The 16,433-nt window shown below is 59.7% G+C and carries 13 protein-coding genes; 11 read left to right on the top strand and 2 right to left on the bottom strand.

What is annotated here, in order from left to right:
- The first annotated feature begins 47 nt into the window (after positions 1-47).
- From AB5Y99_RS06505 to AB5Y99_RS06515, 3 genes are read left to right on the top strand one after another with little or no spacing between them, the layout of a single operon-like run.
- Complete coding sequence (locus AB5Y99_RS06505) at positions 48-1,970, top strand: PrkA family serine protein kinase (protein WP_005333223.1); 1,923 nt, start codon at positions 48-50, stop codon at positions 1,968-1,970.
- Between the two features lie 23 nt (positions 1,971-1,993).
- Positions 1,994-3,265, top strand: a complete 1,272-nt coding sequence (locus tag AB5Y99_RS06510) for a YeaH/YhbH family protein (protein ID WP_005360363.1) — start codon at positions 1,994-1,996, stop codon at positions 3,263-3,265.
- A gap of 9 nt (positions 3,266-3,274) precedes the next feature.
- On the top strand, positions 3,275-4,795 hold the full coding sequence (locus AB5Y99_RS06515; protein WP_019445117.1) for a SpoVR family protein: 1,521 nt from the start codon (positions 3,275-3,277) through the stop codon (positions 4,793-4,795).
- A 161-nt stretch (positions 4,796-4,956) separates the two neighbouring features.
- Here AB5Y99_RS06515 and fadJ read toward each other — a convergent pair whose 3' ends face one another.
- Both fadJ and fadI read right to left on the bottom strand, forming a co-directional pair.
- A complete protein-coding gene (gene fadJ / locus AB5Y99_RS06520) occupies positions 4,957-7,104 on the bottom strand; it encodes a fatty acid oxidation complex subunit alpha FadJ (RefSeq protein ID WP_368209146.1) in 2,148 nt (715 codons plus the stop codon).
- Positions 7,104-8,414, bottom strand: a complete 1,311-nt coding sequence (gene fadI / locus AB5Y99_RS06525; protein WP_069526868.1) for an acetyl-CoA C-acyltransferase FadI — start codon at positions 8,412-8,414, stop codon at positions 7,104-7,106. Before fadI ends, fadJ begins: the two co-directional genes overlap by 1 nt.
- 182 nt (positions 8,415-8,596) lie before the next feature.
- Between fadI and AB5Y99_RS06530 the strand changes: the two genes are divergently transcribed.
- From AB5Y99_RS06530 to AB5Y99_RS06565, 8 genes are read left to right on the top strand one after another with little or no spacing between them, the layout of a single operon-like run.
- Positions 8,597-9,547, top strand: coding sequence for a MoxR family ATPase (locus AB5Y99_RS06530; protein ID WP_064341237.1), 951 nt, complete (start codon positions 8,597-8,599; stop codon positions 9,545-9,547).
- Entirely contained in the window at positions 9,538-10,440 is a 903-nt protein-coding gene (locus AB5Y99_RS06535; protein ID WP_368209081.1) for a DUF58 domain-containing protein, read from the top strand. The genes AB5Y99_RS06530 and AB5Y99_RS06535 overlap by 10 nt, the downstream gene beginning before the upstream one ends.
- Entirely contained in the window at positions 10,425-10,964 is a 540-nt protein-coding gene (locus AB5Y99_RS06540; RefSeq protein WP_368209083.1) for a DUF4381 family protein, read from the top strand. Before AB5Y99_RS06535 ends, AB5Y99_RS06540 begins: the two co-directional genes overlap by 16 nt.
- Positions 10,961-11,953 carry a VWA domain-containing protein gene (locus AB5Y99_RS06545; protein WP_368209085.1) on the top strand — a complete coding sequence of 331 codons (993 nt, stop codon included), beginning with the start codon at positions 10,961-10,963 and terminating at the stop codon, positions 11,951-11,953. The genes AB5Y99_RS06540 and AB5Y99_RS06545 overlap by 4 nt, the downstream gene beginning before the upstream one ends.
- Positions 11,944-13,395 (top strand): VWA domain-containing protein, encoded by a 1,452-nt coding sequence (locus tag AB5Y99_RS06550; RefSeq protein WP_368209087.1) that lies wholly within the window; start codon positions 11,944-11,946, stop codon positions 13,393-13,395. The genes AB5Y99_RS06545 and AB5Y99_RS06550 overlap by 10 nt, the downstream gene beginning before the upstream one ends.
- A 20-nt stretch (positions 13,396-13,415) precedes the next feature.
- A complete protein-coding gene (locus AB5Y99_RS06555) occupies positions 13,416-14,927 on the top strand; it encodes a hypothetical protein (protein WP_368209148.1) in 1,512 nt (503 codons plus the stop codon).
- A 13-nt stretch (positions 14,928-14,940) separates the two neighbouring features.
- Positions 14,941-15,540, top strand: a complete 600-nt coding sequence (locus tag AB5Y99_RS06560) for a sigma-70 family RNA polymerase sigma factor (protein ID WP_111900940.1) — start codon at positions 14,941-14,943, stop codon at positions 15,538-15,540.
- Positions 15,533-16,312, top strand: coding sequence for a DUF3379 domain-containing protein (locus AB5Y99_RS06565; protein ID WP_368209088.1), 780 nt, complete (start codon positions 15,533-15,535; stop codon positions 16,310-16,312). The genes AB5Y99_RS06560 and AB5Y99_RS06565 overlap by 8 nt, the downstream gene beginning before the upstream one ends.
- Positions 16,313-16,433: the final 121 nt, after the last annotated feature.

Here is a 16,433-nt window from a genome sequence, read left to right on the forward strand (position 1 = left end):
AGTCATCCACTTTTTTCAGGGTAAGCGACTATAACGAGGGCAAAGTTATGGGCATATTCGAGCATTACCAACAGCGATATGAAAAAGCGAGAGAAGAGGAATATACCATCCAGGAGTTCCTGGATATGTGTAAGCAGGACAAAGCCTGCTACGCCTCCGCAGCCGAACGTCTGCTGACCGCCATTGGTGAGCCGGAGATGGTAGACACCTCAGCCAACCCCAGACTGAGCCGACTCTTCTCCAACCGCGTCGTGGCACGCTATCCCGCCTTCAAGGATTTCTACGGGATGGAAGAGGCCATCGAACAGATCGTCTCCTACCTCAAACACTCCGCCCAAGGGCTGGAGGAGAAGAAACAGATCCTCTATCTGCTGGGCCCCGTTGGCGGCGGTAAATCCTCGCTGGCAGAGAAACTCAAATCCCTGATGCAGAAGGTGCCCATCTATCGCATTAAGGGCTCACCGGTCAACGATCACCCCTTCTGCCTGTTCGATATCGAAGAGGATGGGGAGATCCTGGAAAAAGAGTACGGCATCCCGCGCCGTTACCTGCGTCCCATCATGTCCCCCTGGGTGGCCAAACGCCTGCACGAGTTTGGCGGCGACATCACCAAGTTCAAGGTGGAGAAGGTCAACCCCTCCATCCTCGATCAGATTGCCATCGCCAAAACGGAACCGGGCGATGACAACAACCAGGATATCTCCTCACTGGTCGGCAAGGTCGACATCCGCATGCTGGAGCACTTCGCCCAGGATGACGCCGATGCTTACTCCTACTCAGGTGCGCTGTGTAAAGCGAACCAGGGGGTTATGGAGTTTGTGGAGATGTTCAAAGCCCCTATCAAGGTACTGCACCCGCTGCTGACAGCAACCCAGGAGGGTAACTACAACGGTACCGAAGGGCTCTCAGCCCTCCCCTTTGACGGCATCTTGCTCGCTCACTCCAACGAATCCGAGTGGCAGCAGTTCCGCAACAACAAGAACAACGAGGCCTTCCTCGACCGGGTCTACATCGTCAAGGTGCCTTACTGCCTGCGCGTCTCCGAAGAGGTGAAGATCTACGAGAAACTGCTGATCAACAGCGAATTGACCGAGGCCAAATGCGCCCCGGGCACCCTCGAGCTGCTGGGCCAGTTCTCGGTGTTGTCACGGCTGAAAGAGCCGGAAAACTCCAGCATCTACTCCAAGATGCGGGTCTATGATGGCGAAAGCCTGAAAGACACCGATCCCAAGGCGAAGAGCTATCAGGAGTATCGCGACTACGCCGGTGTAGACGAAGGGATGAATGGTCTCTCTACCCGCTTTGCGTTCAAGATCCTCTCCCGCGTCTTCAACTTCGACCACGCGGAAGTGGCCGCCAACCCGGTGCACCTCTTCTATGTGCTGGAGCAGCAGATCGAGCGCGAGCAGTTCCCGCAAGAGCTGCACGATCGCTACCTTGAGTTCATCAAGGGCTATCTGACCCCGCGCTATGTGGAGTTCATCGGCAAGGAGATCCAGACCGCCTATCTCGAGTCCTACTCCGAGTACGGTCAGAACATCTTTGATCGCTACGTCACCTACGCCGACTTCTGGATCCAGGATCAGGAGTACCGTGACCCCGAAACCGGCCAGCTGTTTGACAGAGCGTCCCTCAACAGTGAGCTGGAGAAAATTGAAAAACCCGCCGGGATCAGCAACCCGAAAGATTTCCGCAACGAAATCGTCAACTTCGTGCTGCGTGCCCGGGCCAACAATGCAGGCCGTAACCCCAACTGGACCAGTTACGAGAAGCTGCGCACCGTGATCGAGAAGAAGATGTTCTCCAACACGGAAGAGCTGCTGCCGGTTATCTCCTTCAACAGCAAAACCTCGGCCGAGGAGCAGAAGAAGCACGATAACTTTGTCGAACGGATGATGGAGAAAGGCTACACCCGTAAACAGGTGCGACTGCTCTCCGAATGGTATCTCAGGGTACGCAAGTCATCCTGACCCTGACTGTTCAAGGGGGAGTTATGGCGCATTTTATCGACCGCAGGCTCAACGGCAAAAACAAAAGCGCTGTCAATCGGCAGCGCTTCATCCGCCGCTACAAGAAGCAGATAAAACAAGCGGTCTCGGATGCTGTCTCCAAGCGCAGCATTCAGGACGTAGACAAGGGCGAGAGCATCAGCATCCCGACCAAGGATATCGGCGAGCCCCATTTTCATCAGGGGCACGGTGGTAAACGGGAGATGGTGCATCCCGGCAATGACCAGTTCGTCTCCGGCGACAAGATTGACCGTCCCAAAGGAGGGGGCGGCGGACAGGGTTCCGGCGAGGGACAGGCATCCAATCAGGGAGAAGGGGCCGATGATTTCGTGTTCCAGATCTCCAAGGATGAGTATCTTGATCTGTTGTTTGAAGACCTGGAGCTGCCCAGGCTGCAGAAAACCCAGCTCAACCAGCTGATGGAGGTGAAAACCTATCGGGCGGGCTACACCTCAAACGGGGTGCCCGCCAACATCAACGTGGTGCGTTCCCTGCAAAATTCGCTGGCACGGCGCATGGCGCTGCAAGCAGGCAAGAAACGCCAATTGCATGAACTAGAAGATCGGCTGGCCCTGCTGGCCACCGATCCCAACGAGCACTTTGCCGAAATAGCCCTGCTCGAGAAGGAGATCAGGGAGCTGAAACGACGGATCGATGCGGTGCCGTTTATTGACACCTTCGACCTCAAATTCAACAACTTCGTCAAACGGCCCGTCCCTTCCAGTCAGGCGGTGATGTTCTGTCTGATGGACGTCTCGGGCTCCATGGATCAGGCCACCAAGGAGATGGCCAAACGTTTCTATATCCTGCTCTATCTGTTCCTGAGCCGGACTTACAAGAACGTAGAAGTGGTCTATATCCGCCACCATACCCAGGCCAAGGAGGTGGATGAACACGAGTTCTTCTACTCCCAGGAGACTGGCGGCACCATCGTCTCCAGCGCCCTCAAGATGATGAATGACATCATCAATGAGCGTTATCCCGCCAACCAGTGGAACATCTATGCGGCGCAGGCATCGGATGGTGACAACTGGGCTGATGACTCACCGCAGTGCCGTGAAATTCTGGCGCGGGACATCATGCCAAGGGTGCGGTACTACTCCTACATCGAGATCACCACCCGTGCCCACCAGACCCTGTGGCACGAATATGAGTCGGTAGCCAGCCAGTTCCCCCACTTTGCGATGGAGCACATTCGCAAGGTCGAGGATATCTATCCGGTGTTCCGCGAGCTGTTCAAGAAACAAGCGGCGTGAGGAGGTCACATGATCGAAACAGAAAAACGTGTAGCGCCACTGGATGACGGACCAGACTGGAACTTCGATCTGCTGGAGACCTATCACCAGGAGATCGCCCGGGTCGCCCGTTTCTACAAGCTGGACACCTACCCCAACCAGATCGAGGTGATCACCGCCGAGCAGATGATGGATGCCTACTCCAGCGTCGGCATGCCCATCGGCTATCAGCACTGGTCGTTCGGCAAGCGCTTTATCCATACCGAGCGCAACTACAAGCGCGGCCAGATGGGGCTGGCCTACGAGATCGTCATCAACTCCGATCCCTGCATCGCCTACCTGATGGAGGAGAACACCATGCCGATGCAGGCGCTGGTGATGGCACACGCCTGCTACGGCCACAACTCCTTCTTCAAAAACAACTACCTGTTCAAGGCCTGGACCGATGCCTCCTCCATCATCGACTACCTGCTGTTCGCCAAGAACTACATCACCCAGTGTGAAGAGAAGCATGGCATCGAGGCGGTGGAGCAGCTGCTCGACTCCTGCCATGCCCTGATGAACTTCGGGGTGGATCGCTACAAGCGTCCCCAGAAGATCTCGATGGCAGAGGAGAAACGGCGCCAGAAGGCGCGGGAAGATTATCTGCAGACTCAGGTCAACGAGCTGTGGCGTACCCTGCCCAAGCAGCATAAAGCCGCTGGTGTGGAGGACAGGCGCTACCCCGCAGAGCCCCAGGAGAACATTCTCTACTTCATCGAGAAGAATGCCCCCTTGCTGGAGCCCTGGCAGCGGGAAGTGGTACGAATAGTGCGCAAAATCAGCCAGTATTTCTATCCGCAAAAGCAGACCCAGGTGATGAACGAGGGGTGGGCCACCTTCTGGCACTACACCATCCTCAATCACCTCTATGACGAGGGCAAGCTGAGCGATCGCTTCATGATGGAGGTGCTGCACAGCCACACCAACGTGGTCTATCAACCGGCCTACAACAGCCGCTACTACTCGGGGATCAACCCCTATGCGCTGGGGTTTGCCATGTTTACCGACCTGCGCCGCATCTGCGAGAACCCGACCGAGGAAGATAGATACTGGTTCCCCGACTATGCCGGCAGCAACTGGGTCGAAACCCTCCACTTTGCCATGCAGAACTTCAAGGACGAGAGCTTTATCAGCCAGTTCTTAAGCCCGAAAGTGATGCGGGATATGAAGCTGTTCGCTATTGATGACGACGATCTGAAGAACTATCTGAAGGTCTCCGCCATCCACAATGACGAAGGGTACCGTCAGGTGCGCAATACCCTGTCGGCCCAATACAACCTCAGCAATCTGGAACCCAATATTCAGGTCTACAACGTTGCCGTGAAGGGGGATCGCTCCCTCACCCTGCGCTATGTGCCCCACAACCGCATACCCCTTGGCGACTCACGCCATGAGGTGCTCAAACACCTCCATCAGCTGTGGGGGTTTGATGTAGTGCTGGAGCAGGACAACGGTGAACTGCCACCCGATATTATCGGCCGCTGCCCGGAGCGCAAACCGGGGATCTGATCCGTGACGTGATATCTCGACGGCCCACTTCGGTGGGCCGTTTTTTATCAGCGTTTGCCTCTGCTTGCATCATCGCAGCACAACCGGAACAAACCACAACATAGAAAGAGGCCCGCATGGGGTGCAGGCCTCTTTGCCTTGCGGTCAATCTGCAGCGGTTATCAGTAGAAGGTCTGCTGCTCTGCGGCCATCGCCTTGAGACAGGCACAGGGGGCGAACCGGTCGCCGTGGCGCTTCTGGTAATACTCCAGACGGCCAACCAGATGATCGATCCCGAGCGTGTCCATATAACGGAACGGGCCGCCAAGGAAAGGCGGGAAACCGATGCCGAAGATGGCACCGATATCACCATCACGAGCCGACGCCACCACACCGCTATCTAGCGCCATCGCCGCTTCGTTGAGCATCAGCAACACGCAGCGCTCGGCGATTTCCTGACGAGCCAGCTTGGCAGACGGCTTGATGCCGAGCACGCCATAGACGCTCTCATCCACCGTCTTCTTGCCCTCTTTGCCAGTCAGCTTGTTGCGCGGTGCCGCCTTGCCATAGAGATAGAAGCCCTTGCCGTTCTTGCGTCCCTTGCGATCATTTTGCAGCAGCTTGTCGAACGCCTTGGGCGCCTGGAACTGCTCGCCGCCCAGCTCTTTCTCGAGAATGGGGGAGATCTTGGCGCCCACATCGATCCCCACCTCATCGAGCAAGGTGATGGGGCCAACCGGGAAGCCAAAGTCCAGCAGCGCGCTATCCAGCACCTCCACCGGCTCCCCTTCCAGCACCAGTCTTGCCGCCTCATTCATGTAGGGCGCCAGGATGCGGTTGACGTAGAAACCGGCTTCGTCCTTCACCACGATGGGGGTTTTGCCCTGGGCACGGGCAAAAGCCAGGGTGGTCGCGACCGTCTCGGCACTGGTGCCAGCGTGGGGGATGATCTCCGCCAGCGGCATCTTGTCCACTGGGCTGAAGTAGTGCAGCCCCACGACTCGCTCTGGGTGCGCCGCCTCTGCCGCAATCTGGTTAATGGGCAGGGAGGAGGTGTTGGAGGCAAACACTGTGTGCTCACCACACTCACGCTCCACGTCCTTCACCATCTGGTGTTTGAGCGCGAGATCTTCAAACACCGCCTCCACCACCATGTCGACCCGGTGGAAACCGGAGTAGTCGAGGGTGCCGGTCAACAGGCTCATCTGCTTTTCCAATTCGCTGCGCAAGATGTGACGACGCTTGAGCTTCTTGGCCAGAATGTCATAGCTGTAGCGCATGGCATTGCCGATCCCGGCGCTTGCCACATCCTTGATCCGCACCGGCACGCCCGCCTTGGTAGCGGTGACGAACGCAATACCGCCCCCCATCAGACCACCGCCCAGCACGGCCGCGTGGCCCACCTTGCGCGGCTCGGCTCCCTGATAGGTGACCTCTTTCTTCATCTCGGTGGTGGCAAAGAAGATAGAACGCAGAGCGGCAGACTCAGCCGTCATCACCAGCTCGCCAAAGTGGCGGGATTCGGCGGCCAAACCGGCCTTCATCCCCTCCTCCACGCCGATGCGCACCACCTCGAGGATCCGCTCCGGCGCCGGGTAGTTGCCACGGGTCTTGGCTTTCACCCCCTTGCTGGCTTGATCGAACAGCACCTTGCGACCCAGCTTGTTGGTCTCCAGCACCTTGCCCTGCAGATCCCGTTTCAACTGATGGCGCGGTTTGCCCTTCTTGGCCAGCTTGATGGCAGCATCCAGCAAAATGGACGGTGGCACCACATCGTCCACCAGCCCCAATTTCTTGGCTTGTTTGGCCCGCACCTGCTTGCCGGTCAGCATCAGATCCAGCGCCTTGGCCACCCCGATAAGGCGCGGCAGACGCTGGGTACCGCCAGAGCCCGGCAGCAGGCCGAGCTGCACTTCCGGCAATCCCAGCACGGTTTTACCGTGATCGGTCACCACACGGCCATGACAGGCCAGCGCCAGCTCCAACCCGCCACCGAGGCAGGGACCATGAATGGCGGCGATCACCGGAATGGTCAGCCCCTTGATCTCGGCAAAGATCTCCTGCCCTTCTCGTGACAGGGTCTCGGCATCCTTGGCACTGGTGCAGGCGGCCAGCATGGTGATATCAGCACCAGCGATGAAGGAGTCCTTTTTGCCGGAGGTGATCACCAGCCCGATCAAATCCTTGTTGCGTTTTACCTCGTCCAGTACGGAGCGGATCTCCTCGACAAAGGCGGCTTTCAGGGTATTCATGCTCTCGCCCGGCACATCCATGGTGAGGATGCCGATGCCATCTTTGCGAACATCCAGGGAAAAAGTCTTAGCGCTCATCATTCAACCTCCAACACCATAGCCACGCCCAATCCACCCGCCGCACAGGCGGTGTTGAGCCCCAATCCCCCACCGCGACGACGCAGCTCGTGCAGGGTCTGGGTGATCATCCGCGCACCGGTCGCGGCAAAGGGGTGGCCATAGGCCAGCGAACCACCGAGGACGTTGAACTTCTCCATGTCCACCTCGCCGATGGCCTGATCGCGGCCCAGCTTGTCACGGGCAAACTCGTGGCTGGCAAACATCTTGAGGTTGGCCAACGTCTGGGCGGCAAAGGCTTCGTGCATGTCGATAAGCGTCAGATCGCTGAGCGTGATTCCGGCTCTGTCCAGCGCCAGCGGCGTAGCGTAGGAGGGCCCCATCAGCATGTCTTGCCAGACATCAATGGCCGAGAAGGCGAAGCTGCGGATATAACCAAGCGGCTCGAGGCCCAGCTCTTTCGCCCGCCCTTCGCGCATCAACAGCACGGCAGCGGCGCCGTCAGTGAGCGGGGTGGCATTTGCAGCAGTGACTGTGCCATGGACCCGGTCAAACACCGGCTTGAGCTTGGCGTAGCTCGCGAGATCCGAGCTTTCACGAATATTGTTGTCCCGCTCGAGCGGTGATTTGTAGGGCGGTACATGAGCGGTAAACACCTCACCGCTGAGCTTGCCATCGGCCCAAGCCTGCGCGGCCAGGGTGTGGGAGCGATGAGCCAGCGCATCTTGCGCCTCGCGGCTGATCTGGTGGCTCTTGGCCATCTGCTCAGCGGTCTGCCCCATGGAGAGGCCGGTCGAATATTCCGCCACAGCGGGCGGCACCGGCAGCAGATCCTTGACTCGCAGCTGACGCAGAATATTGAAGCGCTGCTGCAGATTGCGCGCCTTGTTGAGATCCACCAAGGCGCGAGCCAGCTTCTTGCTCACCCCGATAGGCAGCACGGAGGAGGAGTCAGCACCGCCGGCGATGGCGATGTCTACGGTACCGGCCATGATGGATTCGGTGACGTTGGCCACCGCCTGAAAACTGGTGGCGCAAGCGCGGGAGACGCTATAGGCATCGGTATTGACGCTCATGCCGGTACCGAGCACGATCTCGCGGGCAATGTTGGGGGCTTCCGGCATCTGAACCACCTGACCAAACACCAGCTGGTCGATAAGCTTGGGATCGAGATCGGTACGGGCGAGCATCTCGCTCACCACCAGTTTGCCGAGATCGACTGCAGGCACGCCATGAAAGGCGGTAGCCTGCTTGGCAAAGGGGGTACGCAGCCCCGCCACGACGGCAATCCGTTCGCCCTGGCGAGTCGTCAGTTTCAATGGCTGTTTCATCCTGGCTCCTTGGTTTAAAAGGCAGAGGTCTGACCTCATTGCGCCACATCTTAACAATCCAATCACAAGTTTCATACAGCTGATTGAAACTAAATTAAGCACGGCAAGGCCCCTTTGCTCGCCCTTGGGGAGCAACTGGAGTATAAAAAGATCAACTTCCATAAAAACAACGGGTTTATCGCATGGCAGCGGCCGAGTTCAGAGCACTTAGGGACTATCTTGGCAGTCAGATCCTGGGGCAGGAGGAGCTAATAGAAGGGCTCCTGATTGCCCTGTTATGTGAAGGACATGTGTTAATCGAAGGGGCCCCCGGCCTTGCCAAAACCCGCGCCGTCAAGGCGCTTGCTGGCGCCGTTGAGGGGCGCTTTGCCCGTATCCAGTTTACCCCCGACCTGCTACCCGCCGATCTCACCGGCAGCGAGGTGTTTCACCCGCAGGATGCCAGTTTTGTTTTCCAGCCAGGCCCCCTATTCAACCATCTGGTGCTGGCGGACGAGATCAACCGGGCGCCGGCCAAGGTGCAATCAGCGCTGCTGGAAGCCATGGCCGAACACCAGATCACCGTGGGCAAAAAGAGCTGGCGGCTGCCACCCCTCTTTATGGTGGCCGCCACCCAGAACCCCATCGAGCAGGAGGGAACCTATCCCCTGCCGGAGGCCCAGCTCGACCGCTTTCTACTCAAGTTAATGGTGGATTACCCGAGCCCCACCATGGAGCTCGCCATCTTGCAGCTCAATGCCAGCGGCGAACAGCTTGGCGCGGCACCAGTGACCCTGAGTCAGACCAGCTTGCAGCGTGCCCGCAGCGAAGTGCTGGCGGTGACCATGCAAAGCCGACTGGAGCACTATCTGGTGGAGCTGGTCTGCGCCACTCGCCCGGGTAGCGGCCTTTGCCCTGCCCTTGAGCCATTGATTGCCGTGGGGGCCAGCCCTCGGGCTACGCTGGGACTGGCTCGCTCCGCCCGCGCCCGAGCCTGGCTTGCCGGACGAGATTATGTGCTGCCGGAAGATATTCAGCTGCAAGCCTATCCGGTGCTGCGCCACCGCCTTATACCCAGCTATCAGGCACTGGCCGACAATCTGGATAACGATATCCTGATCGCCCAACTGCTGGATCAGGTGCCATGCCCCTAGAACCCGGTCTGCATCCCGATATCGCCCTGTCGCTGCCACGGCTGCTCAATATCCGGCTCTGGGCCAAGGCCAAGAAGCCACCTCACGCTGGCAGAAGCAGCAGCGAACGCGGCAAACCGGGCCGATCTCCCGGACTCACGTTTCGAGAGCTGCGCGCCTATCAGGCTGGTGACGAGGTACGCCATATCGACTGGCGAGTGACCGCACGCCTCGGTCGTCCCTATACCCGCCTCTATAGCGAGGAGCTGGATCAGGCGCACTGGCTGCTGCTCGATCTCTCTCCCGCCATGTATTTCGGCTCCACACTGCAGCTCAAGGCGCGCCTCGCCTGCGAGCTGGCGGCAGCCTTGATCTGGCAAGGGGAGAAGCAGCACAACACCCTGATCTGCCACGGGCTTATCTCCCATCACCAGAGCCAGCGCGACAGCGTGCTGCCCCTGCTCGAATCCCTCTGCCATCACTATCAGCAAGGGCTGGCCCGCCGGGCGCTTTCTCACTCTCTGGCCGACACCTTGTCCGGCGTGAAGCTGCCTCACGGTGCCAAGCTGACGATCATCACCGATCACAGACCCTGCGAGTCGGCGCTCTGTCAGCAATTGCAACTGCTCTCGCGGCGCCATGATATTCACTATTGGCAGATCCGCGATCCCCTTGAGGCAGCCCTTCCCCCTGACGGCCAGCTGCCAGTGGCTATCGATCGGCCAGGGCAGCACTATCAGGGCTGGCTGGATGGGGGCCATGCCGGTTTCTCCCGCCGCTACCGGCAAGCTGCCGAACAGCAACTGGCCCACGGCAAGCAGTTGCTGTTGCCATTGGTGCAGCGCCTCTATCTGCTCGATAACAACCAGACGCTGCAACAGCAGTGGCAGGAGGGGTTATGTCATCAGGGATGATCTCCCCCGCCGAACTCGACAGCGCCAGTCCAGCCTCCGAGGCCATCACTCCGCCGCTGGCCGCCCTGATGCGCGACATCCACCCGGGGCCAGATCTGATTGAACAGAGTCTTGATCCCAGAGTGCAGGCGCTACTGTGGCTATTGATCACAGCGTTATTGCTGCTGCTGATCGTCCTGATTGCCAAGAGGGTGATACGTTACCGCCGCTGGTGTCGTCAGCTGGAGGGAGATCCGGCACTGCTGGTGGCACGCATACAGGAGGCCCTGCGTCATGAAGCACTGCAACGCTGGCCCGAGGCGCGCCAGCTGCAGGGAGAGGCGTGGCTCGCCTTTGTCGATCGTCACGGCGGCAGCGATTTCAGCCAGTTCTCGTCTTACTGGAGCAGTTGGCTCTATGGCAGCCAAAACCCGACTCGCGAGCAGTGCGAACTGCTTCAGCAACATTATCGTCGTTGGGGTCAAACCCTCTTCTTCCAGCTCTCCCCCTGCTCGAGGCGTAAAACCGCTCGGAGGCATCCATGATCCTGGCCTGGCCCTGGTTTGCGCTGGCGCTGGTGCTCCCCTTGCTGGTGCGCTTCGGCTTGCCGCCCCTGCGCCGCGGCTATCTGGCTCACCCCGGGTTTGCGCTGCTGCGTCCTCAGGCCGGATTACCGCTCTGGCGCGCCATGCTGCTCTGGTGCGCCCTTATCCTCGCCCTCTGCCGCCCCCAGTGGTGGGGAGAACCGGTTATTCAATATGAAGGGAGTCGGGATCTGCTGCTGGCGGTGGATCTGTCAGACAGCATGCGTACCCCGGATATGCTCGATAACGGCGAGCAGCAAGCACGGCTGACGGCGGTGCGCCAACAGATCAAGGCGCTGATCGCCAAACGGGCCGGAGACAGGGTGGGCCTCATCGTATTTGCCGATCACGCCTACCTGCTCTCTCCCCTCACTCAGGAGATCCCGGCGCTGTTGAACTTGAGCGACGAGCTCGATTTTGATCTGGTCGGCCGAACCACCGCCCTTGGCGAAGCCATCCAGCTGGCACGTCAGCATGGGGATCCTGGTCGCCCCACCGCCCTGCTGCTGGTCACTGATGGCCGCAATACCGCAGGCAATGCCGACCCGCTGCAGGAGGCCAAACTCGCCGCAGCGCAGGGAATACGGATCTACACGCTGGGGGTCGGGGCCGATCCCGATACCTTTATCCAACCCTATGATGAGGCAGGCAGCGGTCAGGCCGATCCCAGCAGCGAACTGGACGAGCCGCTTCTTCAAGCGCTGGCACAGACAGGCCAGGGACGTTACTTTCGGGCACGCACCCAAAGCGATCTCGATACCATCAACGCGACTCTCAATGCTCTTGAACCTGCCCCTATGCCGATTGCCCAGTACCAGCCTGTGATCGAGCTCTACCCCTGGCCGTTGGCACTGCTTTGTGGCTTGCTGCTTCTGCCATCAGGGCACGGCAGACTGGAGTTTCGCATGGTGCGTAACTGGCTGGCACGAGGCACGCGCAGATGGAGCTGATCTTGCTCCGTCCCCTGTGGCTGATCGCATTCATCCCCTGGCTCTGGCAAGGGTGGCACCGTCGTCGCCAGCCCCCGCTGCTCGCACCTGTGATGCAGGCTTATCTGCTGCCAACCTCCCGTCCTCAGCGCCCCTGGCTCTGGCTGGCAACCCTGCCCGTCATTTTGGCCCTGAGTGGCCCCGCACTGCGCGGCGAGCAGCAACAGCAGCCTGCGGCACCACTCGATATCTGGCTGCTCGACTTGTCACGCTCGATGACCGCCACCGACCTCAAACCGGATCGGGCGACCCGGGTCAGATGGCAATTGCAGCAGTTGCTGAGCCGCGCCAAGGGTGAACGGATTGCACTTATCCTCTACGCAGGCGATGCCTACCTCGCCATGCCGCCAACCCGGGATCATCAAGCCCTTTCGCTGCTACTGCCCGACTTGCGCCCCGATATCATGCCGCTGCAGGGCAGCAACCCGGCACGGGCGGTGGAACTTGCCATGAAGCAGCTCGCCCCTGGAGAACAAGCGCGTCTGCTGCTGATCACCGACGGCCTCACCCAGAATCAGATGACCCAAATCGCTGCTCTGTGGCCCTGCCAGCAACGCCTTCTCTGCCGCGACACCCAGTCGGCACGCCTCGATATTCTGCTCGCCAGCAGTGGTCAACCGGCCCCCATGCCCGCCATTCCGGCCAATGAGTTGGGGTTTGCCACCCGCATGCCCGCTCAGTTGCCCGCCCCCGATAGTCAGGCCATTACCGCCTTGGCCAATCGCCTCGGCGGTGAGCTGCAGTGGCTTGGCAGCGACGCCCCCCGCTTTGCACCGCTGCCCACCACTACCTCGGCCCTCACCCCGGCGCCACTGGATCTTGGCCCATGGTTGCTGCTCCCCTTGTTACCGCTCGCCTTGCTGGCCAGAGTCGGCGCCCGGTTGATGATGGCGCTGATGGTGGGAGCGCAGCTGCTTGCGCCACAAGATCTGCAAGCAACAGAGAGAGGAGACCTGCAAGCGATGCAGGCTTATCAAGAGGGGGATTTTCAGCGGGCCGCCCGCACCTTCAACGATCCAGTCTGGCGCGGTAACGCCTGGTATCGAGCCGGTGCCTATCGGCAAGCTATCTCAGCCTATCAGGAAGCTGCGAGCGCCACCGCCCACTACAACCGCGGCAATGCCCTGCTGCAGCTGGGGGAGTTTGCCTCGGCCAAGGAGGCCTATCTGGCCGCTCTGGCACTGGAGCCCGGCCATGAAGATGCGCTCTATAACCTCTCTCTGTTACAGGGTGGAGCGACCGCCGCTCCCGATACCAGCAACAGCAAGCAGCCCGAACCATCGGCAGCTCAGCAGGCAGCAGCAATGCCCCTGCCACCCTCCCCCCCGGTGTTGCTGCTGGAACAGCGACTGCGCAAAGAGGCGCTGCGCCGGGACCTTATCAAGGTGGAGGAGCCCTGGTGACGCGAGCAGGATGGGGACTGTTGCTCGCACTCGCGAGTCCACTTTGCTGGGCTTTGCCCCCTCGGGCAGAGTTGCTGCCGGGGGCCGATCCCAGCGATTGGCTGCTGATCATCGAAGCGGATGGCGAGCGCCAGAACAGCGAACTGGAGATCACCCCCCTACTGCGCCAGTTTGCAGTGGGCAGAGTGACCATGAGCAGGGTCACCACCCCGGTACAACAACTAACTCGCTGGCAGATCCCGCTGCACCAGAGCGACTCACCTGCTAATACAAAGGTGGTGATTGCCCCGCTCAAGCTCGGAAATGAGTTCACCCCCTCGCTCACCCTGCCATTGAGAGAGGCGAAAACTGCCTCGCTGCCGCAGCCCGCAGCCCCCTCACCCCTCGAGATGCAGGCCAGCCTTGATCATCAGGGCCCGCTCTATCCCGGCCAGCCGGTGATCTACCGCCTGACTCTTTGGCTTCCCACCAGCATGCAAAACCCGGCGCTGAGCGAACTCAGCTCTGCTAGCTTCACCATCCGTCGCCTCGGTAGCGACGAGTGGATCGCCCCCGCTCAGGCTGGTCTACCAGGCCGGCTCACCCGCAGCTGGCTCGTTCAGGCAAAAGCGCCGGGGCTCTGGTACCTCGACTCACCCCGCTTGCAGGGGCAGCTCACGCCGCAAGGGGGCAAGCCGCAAAAACTCTCGGCCCGTGCGGCACCACTCGAGGTTCGGGTCGACAAAGCCCCCGCCACGCCAGTGGCCACCCGGCTGACCCTGAGTCAACGGCTTGAACCGGCCACCATGGGGGAAGTGGGTGAACCGCTGATCCGGATCCTCACCCTGACCATGGAGAATGGTGACAGCGGCCAGATACAGCTTGCCCCCCTGATGGCCCATCAACTGCCAAACGGCATACAGGCACATCCCGATGGCGAGCAACAGCAGGAGCGTTACCGAGATGGCAAGCTGCTGTTTGAGCGACAGTGGCGCCAGAGTCTGGTCGCGGAGCAGAGCGGCGACTATCAGCTGCCCCCCATTGATCTGCCCTGGTTTAATACCCAAAGCGGCCGGATTGAACAGGCCAGCCTCCCTGCCATCACGCTGACGTTTCAGGCAACGACAAATCGGCAACCTGATCAGCAGACATCGCAGGTGGCACTGCGAGAGAGCCTTTGGTGGGTCGTGCTGGCCATAACGCTACGTGCACTATGGCGCCACTGGCCCCGCTGGCACGCCTTCTATCAACTGCAATGTGCCCTTGCCCAACACCAGCCGGATGCCAGTCGCAAGGCGCTGATCAAGTGGGCGACCTTGCGCTGGCAGGTCTCCTATTATCAATTAGGCCAGTTGCCCGACGCTGGGCATAATCGGCTCGGCAACGCGCTCGCAGCACTCGAGCGAGCCTGTTTTGCACTGCCCTATTCTGGCCCCTCCATCGAGTGGCGCGCTCTGGCGCGTATCCTCAGGGCTGATGAAACGGCCGGTATTGCGCATCTGATTTACCTGCTGGCGCACGGGATTTCCCGCTCCCGCCGCCACGCCCCCTGACAAGGATTGCCCTATGGCACTGCTGTTTTTTAGAAAAAAACGTGCTCAGCAGCATATTGGTGGAAATGATCCGGCCACTTCGCCGGTCTCTGATCCCATGGCTGACAAACAAACCAAATTTGAAGCACTGGTTCATGCGCTGCATGGCGATCTCTACCGGTATGCCTACTGGCTGACCCGGGATCCCAACGTGGCGGAAGATCTGGTGCAAGAGACCTTCCTGCGTGCCTGGAAGGCTATCGACACCCTGCAGGATGACAAGGCGGCCAAGGGGTGGCTGATCACCATCCTCAGACGGGAGAACGCCCGCCGCTTTGAACGTAAACAGCTGGAGCTGGTGGATCTCGACGATCACCCTCAGCCCCAGCACGATGCGCTGCACAGCGAACAGGAAATGGAGAACGAGTGGTTGCACCGTCACATCGCCCGGTTACCCGAGGAGTACCAGGAGCCACTGCTGCTGCAAGTCGTGGGAGGATTCAGTTGTGAGGAGATTGCCGAGATGCTCGGCCTCAACAAGAACACCGTTATGACCCGCCTGTTTCGCGCCCGCAACCAGATCAAGGAGGCGATGGAGCAGAAGAACCAAGCAAGAGGACACGGACATGGATGAACTCGAATTTCGCCGCAACGCCATGATCCAGCCCAACGATCAACAACCGGACTTTCTCAGAACCGCTGACGCCAGCCAGGCCAATCGGAACTATCTCGACGAGATGAAGCAGTTCGACAGAACCCTCAAGCGCGCCATGCAGGTAGAGGTCCCAGCCGGACTGGCCGAGCGGATCCTGCTCAGGCAAGCCATGCAGCAAGACAGTGACGCGCCAGATGATTTGCCGCCATTCCGCCCCCTTGGCACGGCGCCGGTCAAGATCCGGACATCGACATCCTGGCGCCAGATCGCCCTGGCTGCATCGGTCGCCTTCCTGCTGGGAATGAGCACCCGATGGATCACGCTGCCAGAAACGGCTCCTGCGGCCCTCTCCCTCGCACAGGTGGCGATGGCTCATGTCTATGGCGAAGAACCCTTTATTGAAGGTGTCGATGAGCAGGTCAATCTGCATAACATAAATGCCAAGATGGAGAAGTATGGCGCCACCTTAAGCGGGATGGATGGGCTCAAGGTGACCTATGTCAATCACTGCTCGTTTTATCAGGGACCTGCCTTGCACATGGTGATCCAGGGAAAGATGGGGCCTGTCACCCTCTTTTTAGTGCCCAAACATGTTCCATTAACCCTGCAACAGGCCACCTTTGAAGATGGCACCCTCAAAGGGGAGATTGTCCAGCTCAAAGGCGCCAACATGGTACTGATTGGCGAGATGAAAGAGCCACTTGCCCCCGTTGCCAACGCCCTGCAGTCACGTCTGCAGTGGGACATTTAACATCGCCGGTTAACAACCTCAGATCCATCCTCAATAGCAGGCGGCGGTCACGAGCCGCTGCCTGTTCCCCCCCTGATTACTCCCCTTTGTCACTCATTTGCCTCAAGATTTCGAAAAATTG

Origin of the sequence: Aeromonas sp. R4-2, from assembly GCF_040908295.1 — a bacterium.
GTDB lineage: Bacteria > Pseudomonadota > Gammaproteobacteria > Enterobacterales > Aeromonadaceae > Aeromonas > Aeromonas veronii.

Excerpts from the sequence above, each read along its gene's own strand:
- AB5Y99_RS06545 (WP_368209085.1), top strand. The coding sequence starts at position 10,961 with ATGATCCTGGCCTGGCCCTGGTTTGCGCTGGCGCTGGTGCTCCCCTTG.
- AB5Y99_RS06565 (WP_368209088.1), top strand. The coding sequence starts at position 15,533 with ATGGATGAACTCGAATTTCGCCGCAACGCCATGATCCAGCCCAACGAT.
- fadJ (WP_368209146.1), bottom strand. The coding sequence starts at position 7,104 with ATGAGCGCTAAGACTTTTTCCCTGGATGTTCGCAAAGATGGCATCGGC.
- AB5Y99_RS06540 (WP_368209083.1), top strand. The coding sequence starts at position 10,425 with ATGTCATCAGGGATGATCTCCCCCGCCGAACTCGACAGCGCCAGTCCA.
- AB5Y99_RS06560 (WP_111900940.1), top strand. The coding sequence starts at position 14,941 with ATGGCACTGCTGTTTTTTAGAAAAAAACGTGCTCAGCAGCATATTGGT.
- AB5Y99_RS06550 (WP_368209087.1), top strand. The coding sequence starts at position 11,944 with ATGGAGCTGATCTTGCTCCGTCCCCTGTGGCTGATCGCATTCATCCCC.
- AB5Y99_RS06510 (WP_005360363.1), top strand. The coding sequence starts at position 1,994 with ATGGCGCATTTTATCGACCGCAGGCTCAACGGCAAAAACAAAAGCGCT.
- fadI (WP_069526868.1), bottom strand. The coding sequence starts at position 8,414 with ATGAAACAGCCATTGAAACTGACGACTCGCCAGGGCGAACGGATTGCC.
- AB5Y99_RS06505 (WP_005333223.1), top strand. The coding sequence starts at position 48 with ATGGGCATATTCGAGCATTACCAACAGCGATATGAAAAAGCGAGAGAA.
- AB5Y99_RS06535 (WP_368209081.1), top strand. The coding sequence starts at position 9,538 with ATGCCCCTAGAACCCGGTCTGCATCCCGATATCGCCCTGTCGCTGCCA.
- AB5Y99_RS06530 (WP_064341237.1), top strand. The coding sequence starts at position 8,597 with ATGGCAGCGGCCGAGTTCAGAGCACTTAGGGACTATCTTGGCAGTCAG.
- AB5Y99_RS06515 (WP_019445117.1), top strand. The coding sequence starts at position 3,275 with ATGATCGAAACAGAAAAACGTGTAGCGCCACTGGATGACGGACCAGAC.